Genomic DNA, 16,712 nt, shown 5'->3' on the forward strand with positions numbered 1-16,712 from the left:
ACCATAGAGCATTGGAACCACCTGATCCCATCCCGAACTCAGCAGTGAAACGATGCATCGCCGATGGTAGTGTGGGGTTTCCCCATGTGAGAGTAGGTCATCGTCAAGATTGAATTCCGAAACCCCTGTCTGCTAACGCAGACAGGGGTTTTGTCGTTTAAGGCCGCCAAAGGCTGATAATCGACTGCGTCTCTACCGCCTGTCGGCGCCTTGCTCTAAAAGCGGAAGATTCACACAAAACTCTAAGATTTATCATTTTCTGGCCGAAAGCCTGACGAGCCATGCGTGCACCGAGATAGAGCGGTCGCAGAGTCCGCCTATTGCGTTACATGGAATGTTCCACTCGGCACGCTCACCCCCCTTTGGCAAAAGAAGTCGATGAAATGAATCTCAAGTTCAGTCATAAAATTCTGTTGGCGGCGTCAGGCGTCGTGGTTCTGGCCTTCGCGCTGTTCACGCTCTATAACGATTACCTGCAGCGCAACACGATCAGGCAAAACCTGGCGTCCTCCATCCAGCAGTCCGGCGAGCTTACCGCCAGCAGCGTGCAGAACTGGCTCAGCGGCCGCATTCTGGTTCTGGAGAACCTGGCACAAAACGTTGCTCATCAAGGGAGTGGCGCCGATCTGCCGGGTTTGGTCGATCAACCGGCGTTCACCTCCAACTTCCAGTTTACCTACGTGGGTCAAACCAACGGTGTGTTCACCCAGCGTCCCGATGCGAAGATGCCCGAAGGCTATGACCCACGTCAGCGCCCTTGGTACAAGCAAGCCGTAGCGGCGGACAAACCCATGCTTACCCCGCCTTATATGGCGGCTGTGGGTGGCCAGATCGTGACGATCGCCATGCCGGTCAAGAAGAACGGAGAGTTGTTGGGCGTTGTGGGTGGAGACTTGAGCCTGCAAACCTTGGTGAAGATCATCAACTCGGTGGATTTCGGCGGTATTGGTCATGCGTTCCTGGTCAGTGGTGATGGCCAAGTCATCGTCAGTCCTGACCAGGACCAGGTGATGAAAAACCTCAAGGATATCTACCCAGGCACCCAGGTGCGCATCGAGAAGGTTAACCAGGAAGTAGTCCTCAATGGACAGGACCGCATTCTCTCGTTTACGCCAATCAGCGGTTTGCCGGGGGCTGACTGGTACATCGGTCTGTCTGTCGACAAAGACAAAGCCTATGCCGCACTGGGTAAATTTCGCACCTCAGCATTGATAGCAATGCTTATCGCCGTGGTGGCGATTGCCGTGCTGCTGAGTCTGTTGATCCAGGTATTGTTGCGCCCGCTGACCACCATGGGCGTCGCGATGAAGGATATTGCCCAGGGCGAAGGTGACCTGACCCGGCGCCTCGACGTTACGAGCAAAGACGAGTTCGGCGAAGTCGGCAGCGCATTCAATCAGTTTGTAGAGCGTATCCACGCCTCGATTTCCGAAGTGTCCTCGGCGACACGCCAGGTGCATGACCTGTCCCAGCGCGTGATGACATCGTCCAACGCGTCGATCATCGGCTCCGACGAGCAGAGTGCACGTACCAACAGCGTGGCTGCAGCGATCAACGAACTGGGCGCCGCCACCCAGGAAATCGCACGTAACGCCGCCGATGCTTCACAGCATGCCAGCGGCGCCAGTGAGCAAGCTGACGATGGACGCAAGGTCGTCGAGCAAACCATCCAGGCGATGTCGGAACTGTCGCAGAAAATCAGCCTGTCCTGCACTCAGATCGAGACCCTTAACGCCAGTACCGACAACATTGGTCACATCCTCGATGTGATCAAGGGCATCTCCCAGCAGACCAACTTGCTCGCGCTGAACGCGGCCATCGAAGCCGCCCGTGCCGGCGAAGCCGGGCGTGGTTTTGCCGTGGTGGCTGACGAGGTGCGTAACCTGGCTCACCGTACCCAGGAGTCGGCTGAAGAGATTCACAAGATGATCACTTCCCTGCAAGTGGGTTCGCGTGAAGCCGTGACCACCATGAACGCCAGCCAGGTTTCCAGCGAAGAAAGCGTTGAAGTGGCTAACCAGGCGGGTGAGCGTCTGGTCAGCGTGACACAGCGGATCGTTGAGATCGACGGCATGAACCAATCGGTCGCCGCAGCGACCGAGGAGCAAACGGCGGTGGTTGAAACCCTCAACGTCGACATCAACCAGATCAACCTGCTGAACCAGCAAGGCGTGGTCAATCTCAATGAGACGCTCAAGGACTGCGATGCGCTGTCCCAGCAGGCCAGTCGATTGAAGCAATTGGTCGATAGCTTCAAAATCTGATCCTGCCGGCAGTCGGAGCGAGGCCTCCCGTTCCGACTGCCCTGGTGCCGCTCAGAGAAAGCCGATGGCTTTCAGGTAGTCACAGCCTTTGCGTAACAACACGGGGCTCTTTGGCGGATAGTGTGCGCCCATTTGCTCCAACCCCCATTGGGCGTTGCTGTAATGGATCATCGACGTGTCGCCGATGTCCTCACCCACCCCATCAAGGTAGAAGCCCAGTACGCCGAACAACGCATTGTCATGGCCAACTGTTCGCAACGCCCGTTGCCACTGTTGAAGGCTTGTCCGTTCGAAAATGTGTCCCGCCTGGCTGAACGCATCAAGGTACTGGTCCCAGCTCAGCGGTTGTGGATTGTGCAGGTTGAACACGTTTCGCCCCGCGACAAAACGCCGGCAGTGAAACGCAATGAAGCGTGCCAGGAAGTCCACCGGCATCAAGTCGAAATTCCCTTCCATTCGAGGGACCCTACCCAATTGCAGCGACCCCTTGAGCATCAACATCAAGCGATTTCTATCGGGTTGGCAGACGCCGTTCCGGCTGTTGAAACTGATGTTGCCCGGTCGATGAATATTCACCCAGGCCCCTTGCTCGACTGCCCGCCCCAGCAATCGCTCGGCCACCCATTTCGAGAGGTTGTAGCCATTTTTGACATAGAGCGGTAACGCGCCGCTGGCGGGCGCTTCAAGCACATACCGATCAGTGTCGAGGGTACTGCAGGCCGACAGCGTCGAAATGAAATTGAAGACCTTCTTACAGTAGGTCTCGCAAAGGCGCAGGCATTCAAACACCGGTTCGACGTTGTCCCTGGCCAGTGCTGTGTAGTCCATCACATGGTTGACCTGCGCGGCATTGTGCACAAGCACGCCATGATGACGGGCGAGGTGCTCGAATGCCTCAAAGGATAGGCCCAGGCGCGGCTGGCGCAGGTCTGCGGCGTACACCTGCACTCGGCGCAGGTCCAATTGTTCCAGGCGATATTCGCGCAGCGCCTGGGTGAATCGGTCCGCCGCCGACTGGCCGGGGAGCGCTCGCACCAGGCACGCGACTTCTTGCGCTCCCCCCGCCAGCAATGCCTGGACGATATGCACGCCGACGAAGCTGTTGGCTCCCGTGACAATCACCTTGCGCGGGTCTCCGGCGCGGGTCTCGGGCAGCACCTCAAGCTTCAGGGCTCGGGATGCATCGCTTTCCATCTGGCTGAAAGATGTATCCGGCAGCGCTTCGCCCTCCAGCTGCAAGGCAAGCGTACGAATCGTCGGCGCTTCAAAAAATTGGCTCAGGGAGAAGCTGCGGCCAAATTGCTCGCGCAAGCGCAGTAGCAAGGTGGACAGCAGGATCGAATGGCCACCCAGGCTGAAAAAGCTGTCGTCGATCGATACTTTGCCGGCAGACAACCCCAGCAACTCCCCCCACAACTGCACCAACTGCGCCTGGACTGGCGTGTGGGTGCTGCGACGAGTGATTTCCCCGGTGCGGGTACCTGGCACCTCCCGCAACGCCGTGCGATCGATCTTGCCGTTGCTTGAAGATGGCAGGCTCGGCAGCTCGCTCCAGGCGACCGGTTGCATATGCTCGGGCAACCACTGTCGGGCATGATCCTTCAGCCTGGCCAGGGTCGCACCGGGTTCGGGCTGAGCAGCAAAGCCAATGATTCTGCAGGCCTGATCAATCACCACGGCTACTTGGCGAAACAACCGACTGCTGCGCAGGCACTGCTCAATTTCCTGAGGCTCGACTCGAAAGCCGCGGATCTTGACCTGATCATCCCGTCGACCGCCCAACTCGATACCGTCCGGCGTCCATTTCGCCAGATCGCCGCTACGGTAAGCCTGCAGCCATTGTCCATCAGGCAGCGCCAGCTTGACGAACGGCGAGTCAGCGTGCGGCATATCGTTCATGTAACCCTGGCTGACGCCCGGGCCTGCGATGTACAGATCGCCCATCACTTGCTCATCCACCGGTTGCAAGTGGTCGTCGAGGATCAGGACCTGGCTGTTGGCAATGGGCAAACCGATGTTGCGATTGCTGTCACTGAGCCGAAATGTTCGATGGGTTGCCAGTACTGTGGCTTCGGTAGGGCCATAGAAATTGTGCAACTGGCATTGGCCTGCCAGTCGCTCGATCACGTAGGGTTCGCAAAAATCGCCGCCGGTGAGCAGGTGGGAGAGGCCCAGAGGCTGGTCCAGTGGCAGGATGCTGAGTAACGCCGGTGGTAAAAAAGCGTGAGTGACACGTTGCAGGCGAATCAACTCGACCAATTGCTGAGGATCCTGACGCTGCTCTGCGCTGGGAACAATCAGCTCTGCGCCCGCCATCAAGGCGGGGAAAATATCGATCAGCGAGGAATCAAAACTCAGCGGTGAAAATTGCAGGACGCGACTCTCCTCATCCAGCGCCACACAGGTACTGAGCCAGGCGGTGAAATGCGCCAGATTATGTTGGCTGAGCAGCACACCCTTGGGCTGCCCGGTGGTGCCGGAGGTGAACAGTGCCATGCACGGCGCATTGGCATGGGGACGATGACGCATCAGCGGTTGAGCAGGGTCGATGTCGCGTGAGGCGAGCCTACTCACGTCAAGTGACACGAAATGATCTCGCAGCGGGTGCAGGCCATTTTCCAGCAGCACGCAGGCACCTGCGTCTATCAACATGCGGTGCTGACGTTTTACCGGGTGACCCGGGGCCAGAGGCACATACACCGCGCCGCAACCCAGCACGGCCAGAATGCTCGCGTAGAGTTCGGTAGATTTTTCCAGGCACACACCCACCACCGATGGGGTCTCGTTGCTCTCCAGCAGGGGCAGCAGGCGTTGTTGAATCGCCATGGCTTTTTCCTGCAGTTGGCGATACGTCACCATGCGACCCGCGATATTCAGCGCCGTGCGATTGGCGAAGGCGCCAAGGCTGGCCTGCAGGCGTTCGATCATGGGCACCTGTGCCGCGCGAAGCAGCGCGGTATCTGCCGTACGATTGAATCGATGCATGAACGCCAGCGCCTCCAGCCCTTGCAAACCCTGTTCAAGCGCTGCGTCGGAGTGGGTCATTGGGCAGAAAAAGCCCGGATCCCTTGAGAAGCCGCTGACCAATGACGCTGCCCATTCCACCAAGGCGTTCGCCGCCCGACGCCGCAGATGCTGGCCGTTGCCGCTGGGCTCCTGGGCAACATCGTGTACGGCCACCAGGCGCCGCTCGCGGTCGTAGCAGCGAAACTGCAGCCTGGGCAGCCCATGTTCGGACGGGGGGCCGATAACCAGGCGCAGGCTCATCCAGGCCGCGTCTGTGGACAGGGCTGACGGTGGCTGACTACCGTCCTCGATCACAAGGTCGACCGACTCGCCCCCAACGGCATGCCCGTATTGTTCCAGTACGTGCCTGAGGGCTTCCAGCGCGTCACCGGCCACGCCCCATTCAATCGTCAGGCGCCTCATGCCAGCCTCCCCGACGCGGGCAAGTAGTCGTCCAGGGCGCGTGCCACGCTGCAGGTGTGCAGCAGGCCGCTGTGATGCAGGAAGCTCATGATGTTGCCAACCAGCGGGTGCTGGCGGGTGATGGGAAAGTCCAGCGCCACGATTTCATCCTGCAGCGCCGAACGAACATCGACACTGATGTCCAGGTGTTGGATCAACTGCAGGTCGAAGCCTTTCTGCAGGTCGTTGGTCAGGTAATGGCTCAGGAACGTCGGTAGCACAGCCGCAATACTGTCCCGATCCTGCGCGCTTGCCGACTGCCAATAGATGCGTACCAACTGTGTCCAGAACTCTGCGTGGCGCCCCTCGTCAAACAGGTGGTCGGCCATCAGCCCGCGCACGGACGCCTTGACACTGTCGTCCTTGGAAAAGGCCGCCACGTCATGGGTGACGGTGTTTTCGGCGATGGCCACGACGATCAACTCCACCGCATCGCGCAAGTGTTCCGGTGCCTGCGCCTGCGCTGCCGGCAGGGCACGGCTGAGTTCGATCTGCCCGGGTAGGTCGAGCGGCTGGATACCGGTCAGCTCGATGGCTTGCTGCAGGAAGTCCAGTGCTACCAATGCGTGGTAATCCTCATCCACCACGACGGTCATCGCGTCGTATCGGCAGGCGAGGGGCAGCGGCAGCGAGAAGCGATTCTTGGCAATACTTCGGGCAGTCTTATCGACAATCTCAGTTTCGAAAATCACGATGTCATGGATGAATCGATAAAAGCTTTGCGCCAGCACGAAGTCACGCCATTGCGGGCAGTGGTCGAGGAATGTTGCAGTCAGCACCAGGGGTTGGCGGCACAGGGGATAGATCAGCCTGTCGTCGTCTTCCATGATGCGGCGCGGACGCGTACGGATAGTAGCCCGACGTTCCCAGTCTTCGGCGAAGGAGCGGTAGTCGATGGGGCTCATGGGTGTACCTCTGGCATCGAGGCCCGTACGTCATCCCAGAACGCAATGCGACTTTCCAGGGCATCAAGGGCGGCACTGTGGGCTTGTTGCCGGCGAGTCGGATCTGCGTCGATCAAATGCTGGAGCACCTGTTCTGCCGCCGGCCCATGCTCCTGGCTGTCCAGTTCGATATGGCGGTTGAGGTAGTAACACAAGGTGGGGGCCTGACGAGCAATGAAGGGGCTGCTGCTCAGGAGGCGCTCGAACATTGAAGCTATAACGCCTTCACGTCCGTGCAGGAAGGCCGCCGCTACGCAGTGCGTGGGCGCGCTGAGTGCGAGTTGCCAGGTGCTGTCGACGAAGCGCGGCACTCCAGAGGGCGCTCCGACCCTTTGCAGCGCCGCGCTGACCTCAACACCCTGGTGTTGAAGATCAATGAAATGTGCGATGGCGCGGGTGTCGGCGCCCACCTCCACCATGGCATCCAGGTACAGCTCAAAGTGGCTGCAATGGCCCCGCGTCGGGTGCTCATCCGACTCCTCACCCAGCACGATTTCATTGATCAGACGTGCGGCCTGTGGATTGACGGGCGGAAGCCAGGGGATCTGGGTACAAGTAAGATCTTGTTGCAGGCGTTTGGTCAGGGTCATGAAGTCCCAAACCGCAAACACATGGCTCTCCATAAAGTGTCGCAGTTTGCCAAGTGAAGTTATTTCTGGAAATAACGGGTGGTTGCACAGTTGCAGTTTTTTTTGTTCAAGAAAATGATGGTGCATGGTTGACGCCTATAAAATTGTTGCGACTGCTCTAGTTGCAGTGATGGAGTGTTGTAGTTGTTAGATAAAAGATTAACGTTGAAGTGTGCCCACGCCACTAGTGCGGGCTCACTATGCGGCCTGCTGATTGATAGGTTTATTGGGTTGGCGAGCGATAGTAAGCTGATTAAACGTCTGGATGAACTTGTTAATGTATTAGATGTTTTTTCGAAAAAAGCTTCCGAGAGAAATAGTTATTTTAAGTGTGAGAGATTTCTTTATTTAACGCCGATAGTTAAGGCTTGCGAGGTGTTTACGGCGTTAGCGGCGCGGGACGCTTCCGGACAGGGAAAGGTGCCGCGCGGTGTAGAGGCTGGAAGAGCGCTGCGCACGCCTTATAACGTGCCTTCTTGATCCGCAGTGTCGAGGCCATTGAGGTATGTATTGATGACCTCCATGCCTCGCATCAAGTGATTACGCAATGTCAGGATGCTTTCGTCGATTTTTTTCTGCACCACCAGGCTGAGCAGTTCGCGGTGGTCCTCTTGTGACGTCTCGCCCAGCCCCATTGCCTCAAGGTTGAAGCGCAGAAACCGCTCTTCCTCATTCAGCCCATGTTCCACCAGTTTGAGCAGGCGATGGTTTGGCGCCTTGCCGTACAAGACCATGTGAAACAGGCGATTGAGGCGGCCGATCTCGCTGTAGTCTTTCTCACGCTCCAGCGCATTGATACAGGCCTCTGCCTCCGCGATATCAGCCTCGGTGAGCAATGGGATCGACAAGCGCAAAGCCTCGGACTCCAACAGCATGCGCAGGGCATAGGTCTCTGCCGAATTGTCCTCAATCAACGGGGCGACCACTGCCCCCTTGTGCGTCACCACATGCAGCAGGGATTGGGCTTCCAACTGGCGTAATGCTTCGCGCACCGGCATGCGGCTGACGCCGAACAGGCTGGCGAGCTCTTGCTGGCGCATAGCGGTGCCACAGGGCAACCGTCCATCGAGAATGGCGTTGCGCAACGTTTCTTCAATAACGGCGCGGGCAAGATGAGCGGGAATAGGCCCGCTGACCTTGATGCTGCTTAAAGGGTTCGGCTTCGGCGTCACGGTTACGCTGGCCTCCTTTGTTGAATAATAGAGTGTGTTTATTGGATCCAATGAACAGTAGGGATGGCCCGAGCACTTGTCAAACCACCAGAGTTTCCGTTTGTAAGGGCTTACAGCGGGTATTTTGTGCGTCTCACATAAGGGGGTTACAAAGTCGCTCTACCGAGCGATGATCTCACTATGCCATTGTTTTTTCCGGGACGAAGCTTCACCATCTGCTGAAATTCCGTCTCTCTTCATGGACTGAACGCCTTGGCGGTAAGTTTTATTCCCTATCGAGTTCTTTGCTGGCTTTTATCAGCGATCTTATTGGCCGGCCTGATGCTTGGCGGGCTGCATGCCGATTGGGATTTCTCGCAGATCAGCCGCAAGGCCAGCGCCCTGTACGGGCCATTGGGCGAAGGCCAGCCGCGTATTGACGCCTGGCAGCGGCTGTTGGCCAGTCAAAAGCAGGTCAGCGAACAAGAACAGCTCAAGGTCGTTAACTTGTTTTTCAACAAACAAATGACCTACGTCGAAGACATCGATCTCTGGCACGCGGTCGATTATTGGGAGACACCCATCGAAGCCCTCTGGAAGGGCGCCGGTGACTGTGAAGACTACGCAATCGCCAAGTATTTCAGTTTGCGTCACCTGGGTGTGTCCAGCGACAAATTGCGCATTACCTACGTCAAGGCCTTGCGTCAGAATCGCGCGCACATGGTCTTGACCTACTATTCCACCCCCGACGCTATCCCGCTGGTGCTCGACAGCCTGATGGACGACATCCTGCCGGCTACCCGCCGTACCGATTTGATCCCGGTGTATTCATTCAACGCCGAGGGCCTGTACCTGCCCGGCGCCAAGGGCAACAAGAAGGTCGGCGATACCAAACGCCTGTCGCGCTGGCAGGATGTGTTGAGAAAAATGCGTGCGGAAGGCTTCCCAGCCGAGCCTGCCAACTAGGAGTAACTGATCGGATGTCTCTGTTCAAACAACTATTGATCGCAATCTGTCTGTTCCTGGTGGTCGCCTTCAGCGGCAGCTTCATGGTCAGCCTGGAAAGTTCGCGCACGCAATACGTCAACCAGTTGCGCTCCCATGCGCAGGATGCCGCGACGGCGCTGGCGCTGTCGCTCACCCCCAACATCGATGACCCGGCCATGGTGGAGCTGCTGGTCAGCTCGATCTTCGACAGTGGTTACTACGCCAGTATCCGCGTGGTGGACCTGGCCACGGACAAAACCATCGTTGAGCGCAGCGGCATTCCCGACAACAACGGCGTGCCCGCCTGGTTCGTTAAATTGATCGGCCTGGAGCCGGCCGGTGGCGATGCGCTGGTGAGCCGCGGTTGGGAGCAGGCGGCGCGCGTCGAGGTGGTCAGCCATCCGATGTTCGCCCTGGCCAAGCTCTGGCAGAGTGCCCTGGGCAGCCTCGGCTGGTTGCTGCTGTGCGGTGCGGTCAGCGTGGTGCTTGGCGGGTTGTTGCTGCGCCGCCAATTGAAACCGTTGGACTACATGGTCAAACAGTCCCATGCGATCGCCCGTCGAGAATTCCTCAGCCTGCCCGACCTGCCGCGCACGCCGGAACTGCGCCGAGTGGTGCAGGCGATGAACCAGATGGTGGAAAAGCTCAAGGCACTGTTCCAGGAGCAGGCCGAGCGCAGCGAAAAGCTGCGCACCGAATCCTACCAGGACAACCTCACCGGTCTGGCCAACCGACGTTATTTCGAGATGCAGCTCAACGCCCGCGTCAGCAATCCCGAAGAAACCAACTCCGGCTACCTGCTGGTGTTGCGCGTCAAGGACCTGGCCGGCTTGAACCAGCGCCTGGGGGGCCAGCGTACCGACCAGTTGCTGCGAGCGGTCGGTGAACAGCTGCTGCGCCAGTGCGAGCCGTACCCGGAAACCCACAACCTCGTAACCCGTATCCGTGGCGGCGAGTTCGCCGTGCTGGCGCCCGGGCTGACGCGTGAAGAAGCGCTGCAATTGGCGCAGAACCTGGAAAGCACGTTGCTCAGCCTGCAGGCCACCGGCGCCAGCGACGTCGCGCCCGTGGCCTATATCGGCCTGGCACCGTTCAGCCATGGCGATGCGCCGCAGGCGCTGCTGACCCTCGCCGATCAAGCCCTGGCGCAGGCCGAAGGGCAGGGTGACAGCACTTGGGTGTGCCTCGATCACAGTGCCGCCGCCCGCGTCGGTGACGATCATCATGCCTGGTACACGCTGTTGGACCAGGCGCTGACGCAGCAGCGTTTCGAGCTGTACTTCCAGCCGGTCGTCGCCAGCCAGGACCCGCAGTTGGTCCTGCACTACAAAGTGCTGTCGCGCTTGCAGGACGTTGATGGCCATACCCTGCCCGCCGGGCGTTTTCTGCCATGGCTTGAGCGTTTCGGCTGGTCTGCCCGGCTGGACCGCTTGATGCTGGAGCAGGTGCTTAAACAGATGACTGGCCACAGCCATAACCTGGCGCTGAACCTCTCTGCCGCGACCTTGCAGGACCCAGAGTCCCTGCAGCGCATTTATGACCTGCTGCGCCAGCACTGCAACCTGGGCTCGCGCCTCACCCTGGAAATCGGTGAAGAGCAATTGCCGGAGCAGCCTGTGCTGGAACAGATGACCCAGCGCCTGCGCGAATTGGGCTTCTCCCTGAGCCTTCAGCGTTTCGGTGGGCGATTCAGCATGATCGGCAACCTGGCCCGCTTGGGCCTGGCGTACCTGAAAATCGACGGCAGCTACATCCGCGCCATCGACCAGGAAAGCGACAAGCGCCTGTTTATTGAAGCCATCCAGCGCGCGGCCCACAGTATCGACCTGCCGTTGATTGCCGAGCGTGTGGAGACCGAGGGTGAGCTGAAGGTGATTCGCGAGATGGGGATTTTTGGTGTGCAGGGCCAACTGTTCGGCGAGCCGGCGCCCTGGAAATAACGCAGAATCCATGTGGGAGGGGGCTTGCCCTGATTTGATCGTTCCCACGCGGAGCGCGGGAACGATCAAAGGCTTTTTGTAGGAGCGAGCTTGCTCGCGAAAAACTCACAGGCACCGCGTTCATTCAGGAAGCACGCGTTATCGTTGACGTTTTTCGCGAGCAAGCTCGCTCCTACAGACGGTATCAGGGCAAGCCCCACATTCAGGGCTCAGATAAGCCCTTTCTCATCATCATTGATCAACTGACTCAACCCACCCAACGCTTCCCGCGCCTGGTTACGGTCCATCAGTTTGGCCTGGGCTGCGGGCGGCAGGTCCGTCACGCTGATAACGCCCTTGCGGGTGAGCACCTGGATCAAGTCGTCCAGCACCCGAATCATCTCCAGGTCACTCTGCTTGAGTTGGGCCAGGCTGGTTTCCACCACTTCGTTGGCGTACCAGGCCTGGATCTCATGGTGATCGGCCGGCAGTGTGTCGGTGGATTCGGCAAAGGCGGCGGCCTCTACGCGACTCAACGCGCCCTGTGCATCACGTTGCACGTAAAACATAAGAACCCCTCGAAGATGAGCCACACACCTTTAGCCCCATAGGCTGGCCGTGTGTTGATAAACGCGAGTATGCGATGCAACCGGCCGCCAGGGCCAGCAACGTATCGCCCGGATAAATCGGCCGCCTCGAGGGCGGCCGACTTATCCAAGCTTAGGCGGTGTGATCGATCTTGATGGTCGGATCTGCACCGCTGATCAGCGAGTTGATGCTGGTATGAGACCAATCGTTGCCTTCCAGCTTGATGGTCACATCCGCATTGGCCACGCCGCCAGCGGTGTTGAGCTTGCCTTCGCTGCTCACTTGCAGGGTCGACACGCCTTCTACCGTGGTGATCTTGAGGTAGTTGTCGATGGTGCTGTCCGTCTCGCCTTTGAGCAGGTCGCGCAGGTCAATCCGATCACCTTCCGATGCCTTGAAGTCCTTGATCACGTCATTGCCGATGTCACCGGCCTTCCACATGAAGGTGTCGGCACCCGAACCGCCGATCAGGATGTCGTTGCCCTGGCCACCGATCAACGTGTCGTTGCCGGTGCCGCCCAAGAGGATGTCATTGCCCTTGCCGCCGTCCAGCACGTCGTTGCCGCCCTGGCCGAACAGAATGTCATCGCCGCCACCGCCGATCAGCGTGTCATTGCCGTCCTTGGCGCCGGATACGTCAAAGTCCGCGTAATGCTCGGTGACGTACTGGTGCACGTTCGAGGTGGTGACCGACGAGACGGCAATACCGGTTTTCTGTGCCACAAAGGCCTGCAGCGCGTTGTAACCCTCACCGGTCACCCCGCTGAAGCTCACCAGGTCGCCAAACAGAATGTCATTGCCGTCGCCACCGCTGACGGTGTCCGCGCCTGGCAGCGTTGCTTCGGTGTGGCCGAGGATGGCGTTGGCCAGGTCCTTCGGATCGATGTTGCTTTGCGGCTTGCCATCGCTGTCGTACGGCTTCAAATCATTGAGGCTGACCTCGTTGTTGATGCCGATCGCTTCCACTTGCGACAGGCCTTTGAGCAGCAAGAAACCGCTGTTGGCGTTATCGCTGGTTGCCGTGTCAGTGCTGCTGCCGCTGCCGTTGCGGTACGAGACCTCGAATGTACCGTCGCCCTGGGCATGCACGGTGCCCCACACGCCGTTGTCGTACCAGCCGCCGTTGCGGGTTTGCACCCACTGGTGTACCTGGCCGTCACTGTCGATCAATTGCAGGTTGGTGCCATTCACATTGATGCTGAACGTGTTACCCAACACATAATTGTTGGCGTTGACGTAGTCGTCCAGGCGTCCATCGGTGGCACTGCTCTTGTAGAAGTCGACCACCATCGGGTTGGTCTGTTCGCCGCTCTGGTAGTACGTCGGTTGGCCGTCGGTGATGAAGTAGGTGAGGTTGGTGGCACCGGTGTTGCCAGTGGCCAGGCCGCTCTGGAAGAAGTTGGCCGTGGTCTTGAATACGTCCTCGTAGTTCGTGCCGCCACCTGAGGACATTGAGTCCAGCACCGCCTTCAAGAGCGTCAACGCATTTGGATCATTGAGGTTGATCGCAATGGATTTGTTCACCTGAGTGTCGAAATCCGCAAGGAAGATGTTCACGGTCCCGGAGGTGTTGGCACCCAGGCTGTCTTTGAGCGAGTTGAACACCGTGGTCAGCGACGACTTCGCCGCGTTGATCGACGCTGTGCTCATACTGCCGGAGCTGTCCACCATGAAGGCAATGTTGTAGTTCTTGCCCTGCACCACGTTCAGGCCACCGATGTCGGCCACAACAATGTCGTTGCCATCGGTGCCGATGATCGAGTCGCTGCCCGAGGTGCCGGTGACCGAACTGTAGATGGCGGGGTACACGGTGACGGGCAATTGCGCGGTGGTGCTCGCCGACCCACCGATGCTCTCGGTAGACGTCGAGGTGACGGTGAGGTTGAACTGGCCGCTGTAATAGGTCGGCGGCTTGATGGTCAGGGAGCCCAGGTCCCAGCCGTTGACGTTGACTTCGCCTACGGTCTTGGTCGCGGTAAAGGTGTGTCCCGCTGCGTCGGTAAGCACCGAGCCTGCCGGTATGCCACCGATCTTCACGGCCAGGGTTTCCGAACCGTCGGTATCGGTCAGCGCGCTGGTGATCTTGGACAGTTTGACGCTGCCGTTTTCCAGGCCTTCGTTGAGCTTGTAGCCCACGTAGTAACCGTCACCATTGCTGCCATGCAGGTCGGACACGGTCACGCCGGCGTTGGTCAGGTCGGTGATACCGGTGTACAGCGGCACGGTGCCGGTGCTCAGGTTCTGCACCGTCCCGCCGTTGATCGACAGGTTGACGTCGAAGCTGCCAGGTCCCGCCTGGTTGGCCTGGTAGATCTCAAGGCTGTAATAGCCGCTGGCCGTTGGCGTGAACGTGCCGCTGAACTTGCCGCTGTTGGTGCCCCACAGGCCGCTGGCCACTTCTTTGCCGCCGACGTTGATCACCAGGCTGTCATCGGCGACGCCGCTGAAGGTGTAGTTCTTGCCGGCCTCCATGTACATCAGGCCGGAGATTTTGGCACCCGAGCCGGGATTGACGTTTTCGGTGGACTCAACGTTGGTTATGACCGCGCTGCTGTTGGGCGTGCCGGCGCCATCAATGGCTTTTTTCAGTACGTCCGGTGCGGCGCCGTTACCGTTGGTGCCAAGGCCCGAGATGCTGCTCCAGCTCTGCTTGATCAGGCCGGTCGAGGTGACGTTATTGTCAGCCACACTCAGGGTCGGTGCATCGGCCACCGGGGTGATATCGACTTTCACCGTGGCGCTGCTGCCCAGGTCCTTGCCGTCGGTAGGCTGGAACTTGAACTGTGCGTAATCGGCCTGCTTGTTACCGATGCCGGTGCCGCCATAACCGTCGGCGCCGGACTCGTTGGCGTTGGGCATAAAGCGCAACTGACCGCCATCGACCTGAGCTTTGGTAAAGGTCTGGCCGCTGGTCACGTTGGCCCAGGTGGTGCCGTCGGCCGCCAGGTATTGCAGCTTGCCGGCCACCGGCAGGTCGGTGATCTTTACGCCGAGGCTGGCTTGTGGCGAGTCCACGTCGGTCACGCCGAAGTTGGCCCAGGTCAGCGCGAGCGCAGTGTCTTCGGTACCGGTTACGGCCCCGCCCGTTGCCACTGGCGCATCGTTGACGGCCAGCACGTTGACGGTGGTGGTGGCGACGTTGGAGTAGTTGCCGCCGTCGGTCACCGTCACGGTAATAGTGCGCGGCGTGGTGCTTGGGTCGTGGCTGTTGTTGGTGAACGTGATGTTCTGGATGCGCTGCATGTAGTCAGCCAGCGTCGCGCTGCCCGACAACGTCAGGGTGATGACGCCCGTCTGGTTATTGGTGCTGACGCTGATGCCATTGACGGTGTTGCCCTCGTTCAAGGCATCACCGGCTTGCGCGTTGGTCAGGGTGACCGTTGCGCCGGTCAGCAGCGTGCTGTCCGGGTCGGTGATTTTGATATCGGTGTCGGCAATCGACACACCCTGCCCGGCGGTGCCTTCGGTGAAGGTGGTCTTGTAATCATTGCCGCTGGCGCCGCTGGAATTGTTGGCGTCCAGGTCGATAACCGGTGGCGCATCGTTGTCGAGGATATCGGTACTGACGGTACCCTTGTCGATCACCAGGCTCTCGAAATTGCCACCGGTGGTCTTGTCGATGGTGATGACGATTTTTTCCGTCGGCTCGGTGATTTTGTCGTCCAGCGTGCGAATATCAAACGGCACGCTGCTGGCGCCGGCCGGAATCTTCACGGTGTACACGCCATTGAAATCCGAGCCGTCGGTGGCCGTGCCGCTGTACTTGAGCGTGACGGTCAGATCGGTTTGCGCCGGGTTGCTCAAGTTCAGCGTGTAATGCGCGGTGCCGCCTTCAGTCACCGATGCGTCGCCGCTGAGGCTGAGGGTGGTGTTGGTGACCACATCCGTGACTTTGGTGACGACGGTGCTGCCATCAACCATCAAGTGCTCGTATTTGTCGCCGCCGCTGACGACGCCGCTGATTTTGGTCGTGACGTCATTGGCACCGACATACGCATCGTTAGGCGCGGTGGCAGTGGTGAAATTGCTCGACTTGCCGTTGCCGATGGTAATGGTCGAGCCATTATCCAGCTTCACCACCAGGTCGGAACCGAGGTTGGTGACTGCCGCGCCGTTCTTGTCGACCAGCGACGCGGTGTAGACAATCTGCCCGCCTTCGCTGACCGAGCCGGTGGCTTTGAGCACCACCGTCACATCGTCGATGGTGTCGTTGATCGTGGTGGTCGCGCCACCCGGTGTGACAGTCACACCCTCGAAATTGCCACCGGTCGTGCCGGTGATCTTGACGGTCTGAGTGCTCTTGTCGATAAACACGTCATCGCTTGGTGCCGCAACCGTCACCGTGCCCACGGTCGCACCCTGCTTGATGGTGATGCTGGAACCGTTGTCCAACTGCACCACCATGTCGCTGCCGGCCTTGTTGCTCAAAGTCGCGGTGTAGGTAATCTGGCCACCTTCGTTGACGGCGCTTGGCGCGCTCAGCGTGACACTGGTCAGATCGGTGCTGCCAGGGGTGTCGGTCACGGTGGTATTGACCGCTGCGGTGCCTGGCACCAGGTTCTCGAAGTGCTCGCCACCGGTCACGGTTTTGATGGCGGTCGTGACGGTTTGATCGCCTTTGTAGACGTCATTCGGTGCCACGGCGGTGACCGTGCCGCTGGATTGGTTCACACCGATGGTGATGGTTTTGCCGTTATCCAGGGTGACGGTCAACGGATTGGTGATGTTGGTCACCAGTGCGCCGTTTTTATCCACAAGGCTG

At 59.2% G+C, this 16,712-nt stretch carries 8 protein-coding genes, 1 rRNA gene and 1 pseudogene; 4 read left to right on the top strand and 6 right to left on the bottom strand.

What is annotated here, in order from left to right:
* Together rrf and J1G34_RS26230 are read left to right on the top strand one after the other, a co-directional pair.
* Positions 1 to 109 (top strand): 5S ribosomal RNA (gene rrf, locus J1G34_RS26225); the annotation flags it as partial.
* Positions 110 to 383: 274 nt separating this feature from the next.
* A complete protein-coding gene (locus J1G34_RS26230; RefSeq protein ID WP_222994834.1) occupies positions 384 to 2,264 on the top strand; it encodes a methyl-accepting chemotaxis protein in 1,881 nt (626 codons plus the stop codon).
* Positions 2,265 to 2,315: 51 nt separating this feature from the next.
* Here the strand turns inward: J1G34_RS26230 and J1G34_RS26235 are convergent, their stop codons facing one another.
* The 4 genes from J1G34_RS26235 to J1G34_RS26250 form a co-directional block, all read right to left on the bottom strand.
* Positions 2,316 to 5,693: an amino acid adenylation domain-containing protein gene (locus J1G34_RS26235; protein ID WP_222994835.1), complete on the bottom strand. Its 3,378-nt coding sequence runs from the start codon at positions 5,691 to 5,693 to the stop codon at positions 2,316 to 2,318.
* Positions 5,690 to 6,637: a diiron oxygenase gene (locus tag J1G34_RS26240; protein WP_222994836.1), complete on the bottom strand. Its 948-nt coding sequence runs from the start codon at positions 6,635 to 6,637 to the stop codon at positions 5,690 to 5,692. Before J1G34_RS26240 ends, J1G34_RS26235 begins: the two co-directional genes overlap by 4 nt.
* The gene (locus J1G34_RS26245; protein ID WP_065896538.1) at positions 6,634 to 7,392 is read right to left on the bottom strand and encodes a DUF3050 domain-containing protein; all 759 of its coding nucleotides are present in this window, start codon (positions 7,390 to 7,392) and stop codon (positions 6,634 to 6,636) included. The genes J1G34_RS26240 and J1G34_RS26245 overlap by 4 nt, the downstream gene beginning before the upstream one ends.
* Before the next feature lie 374 nt (positions 7,393 to 7,766).
* A complete protein-coding gene (locus J1G34_RS26250; protein ID WP_065894040.1) occupies positions 7,767 to 8,477 on the bottom strand; it encodes a GntR family transcriptional regulator in 711 nt (236 codons plus the stop codon).
* 252 nt (positions 8,478 to 8,729) lie between these two features.
* Between J1G34_RS26250 and lapG the strand changes: the two genes are divergently transcribed.
* Both lapG and lapD read left to right on the top strand, forming a co-directional pair.
* Positions 8,730 to 9,422 (top strand): cysteine protease LapG, encoded by a 693-nt coding sequence (gene lapG / locus J1G34_RS26255; protein WP_065894041.1) that lies wholly within the window; start codon positions 8,730 to 8,732, stop codon positions 9,420 to 9,422.
* A gap of 14 nt (positions 9,423 to 9,436) precedes the next feature.
* A complete protein-coding gene (lapD, locus tag J1G34_RS26260) occupies positions 9,437 to 11,383 on the top strand; it encodes a cyclic di-GMP receptor LapD (protein WP_222994837.1) in 1,947 nt (648 codons plus the stop codon).
* Between the two features lie 209 nt (positions 11,384 to 11,592).
* On the opposite strand, the gene J1G34_RS26265 is transcribed toward lapD, so the two are convergent.
* Positions 11,593 to 11,931, bottom strand: a complete 339-nt coding sequence (locus J1G34_RS26265; RefSeq protein ID WP_065884439.1) for a tryptophan synthase subunit beta — start codon at positions 11,929 to 11,931, stop codon at positions 11,593 to 11,595.
* Between the two features lie 151 nt (positions 11,932 to 12,082).
* Positions 12,083 to 16,712 (bottom strand): annotated as a pseudogene (locus J1G34_RS26270) (LapA family giant adhesin); the annotation flags it as partial.

Origin of the sequence: Pseudomonas sp. Wu6 (genome assembly GCF_019891515.1) — a bacterium.
GTDB classification, from domain to species: Bacteria; Pseudomonadota; Gammaproteobacteria; order Pseudomonadales; family Pseudomonadaceae; genus Aquipseudomonas; species Aquipseudomonas orientalis_A.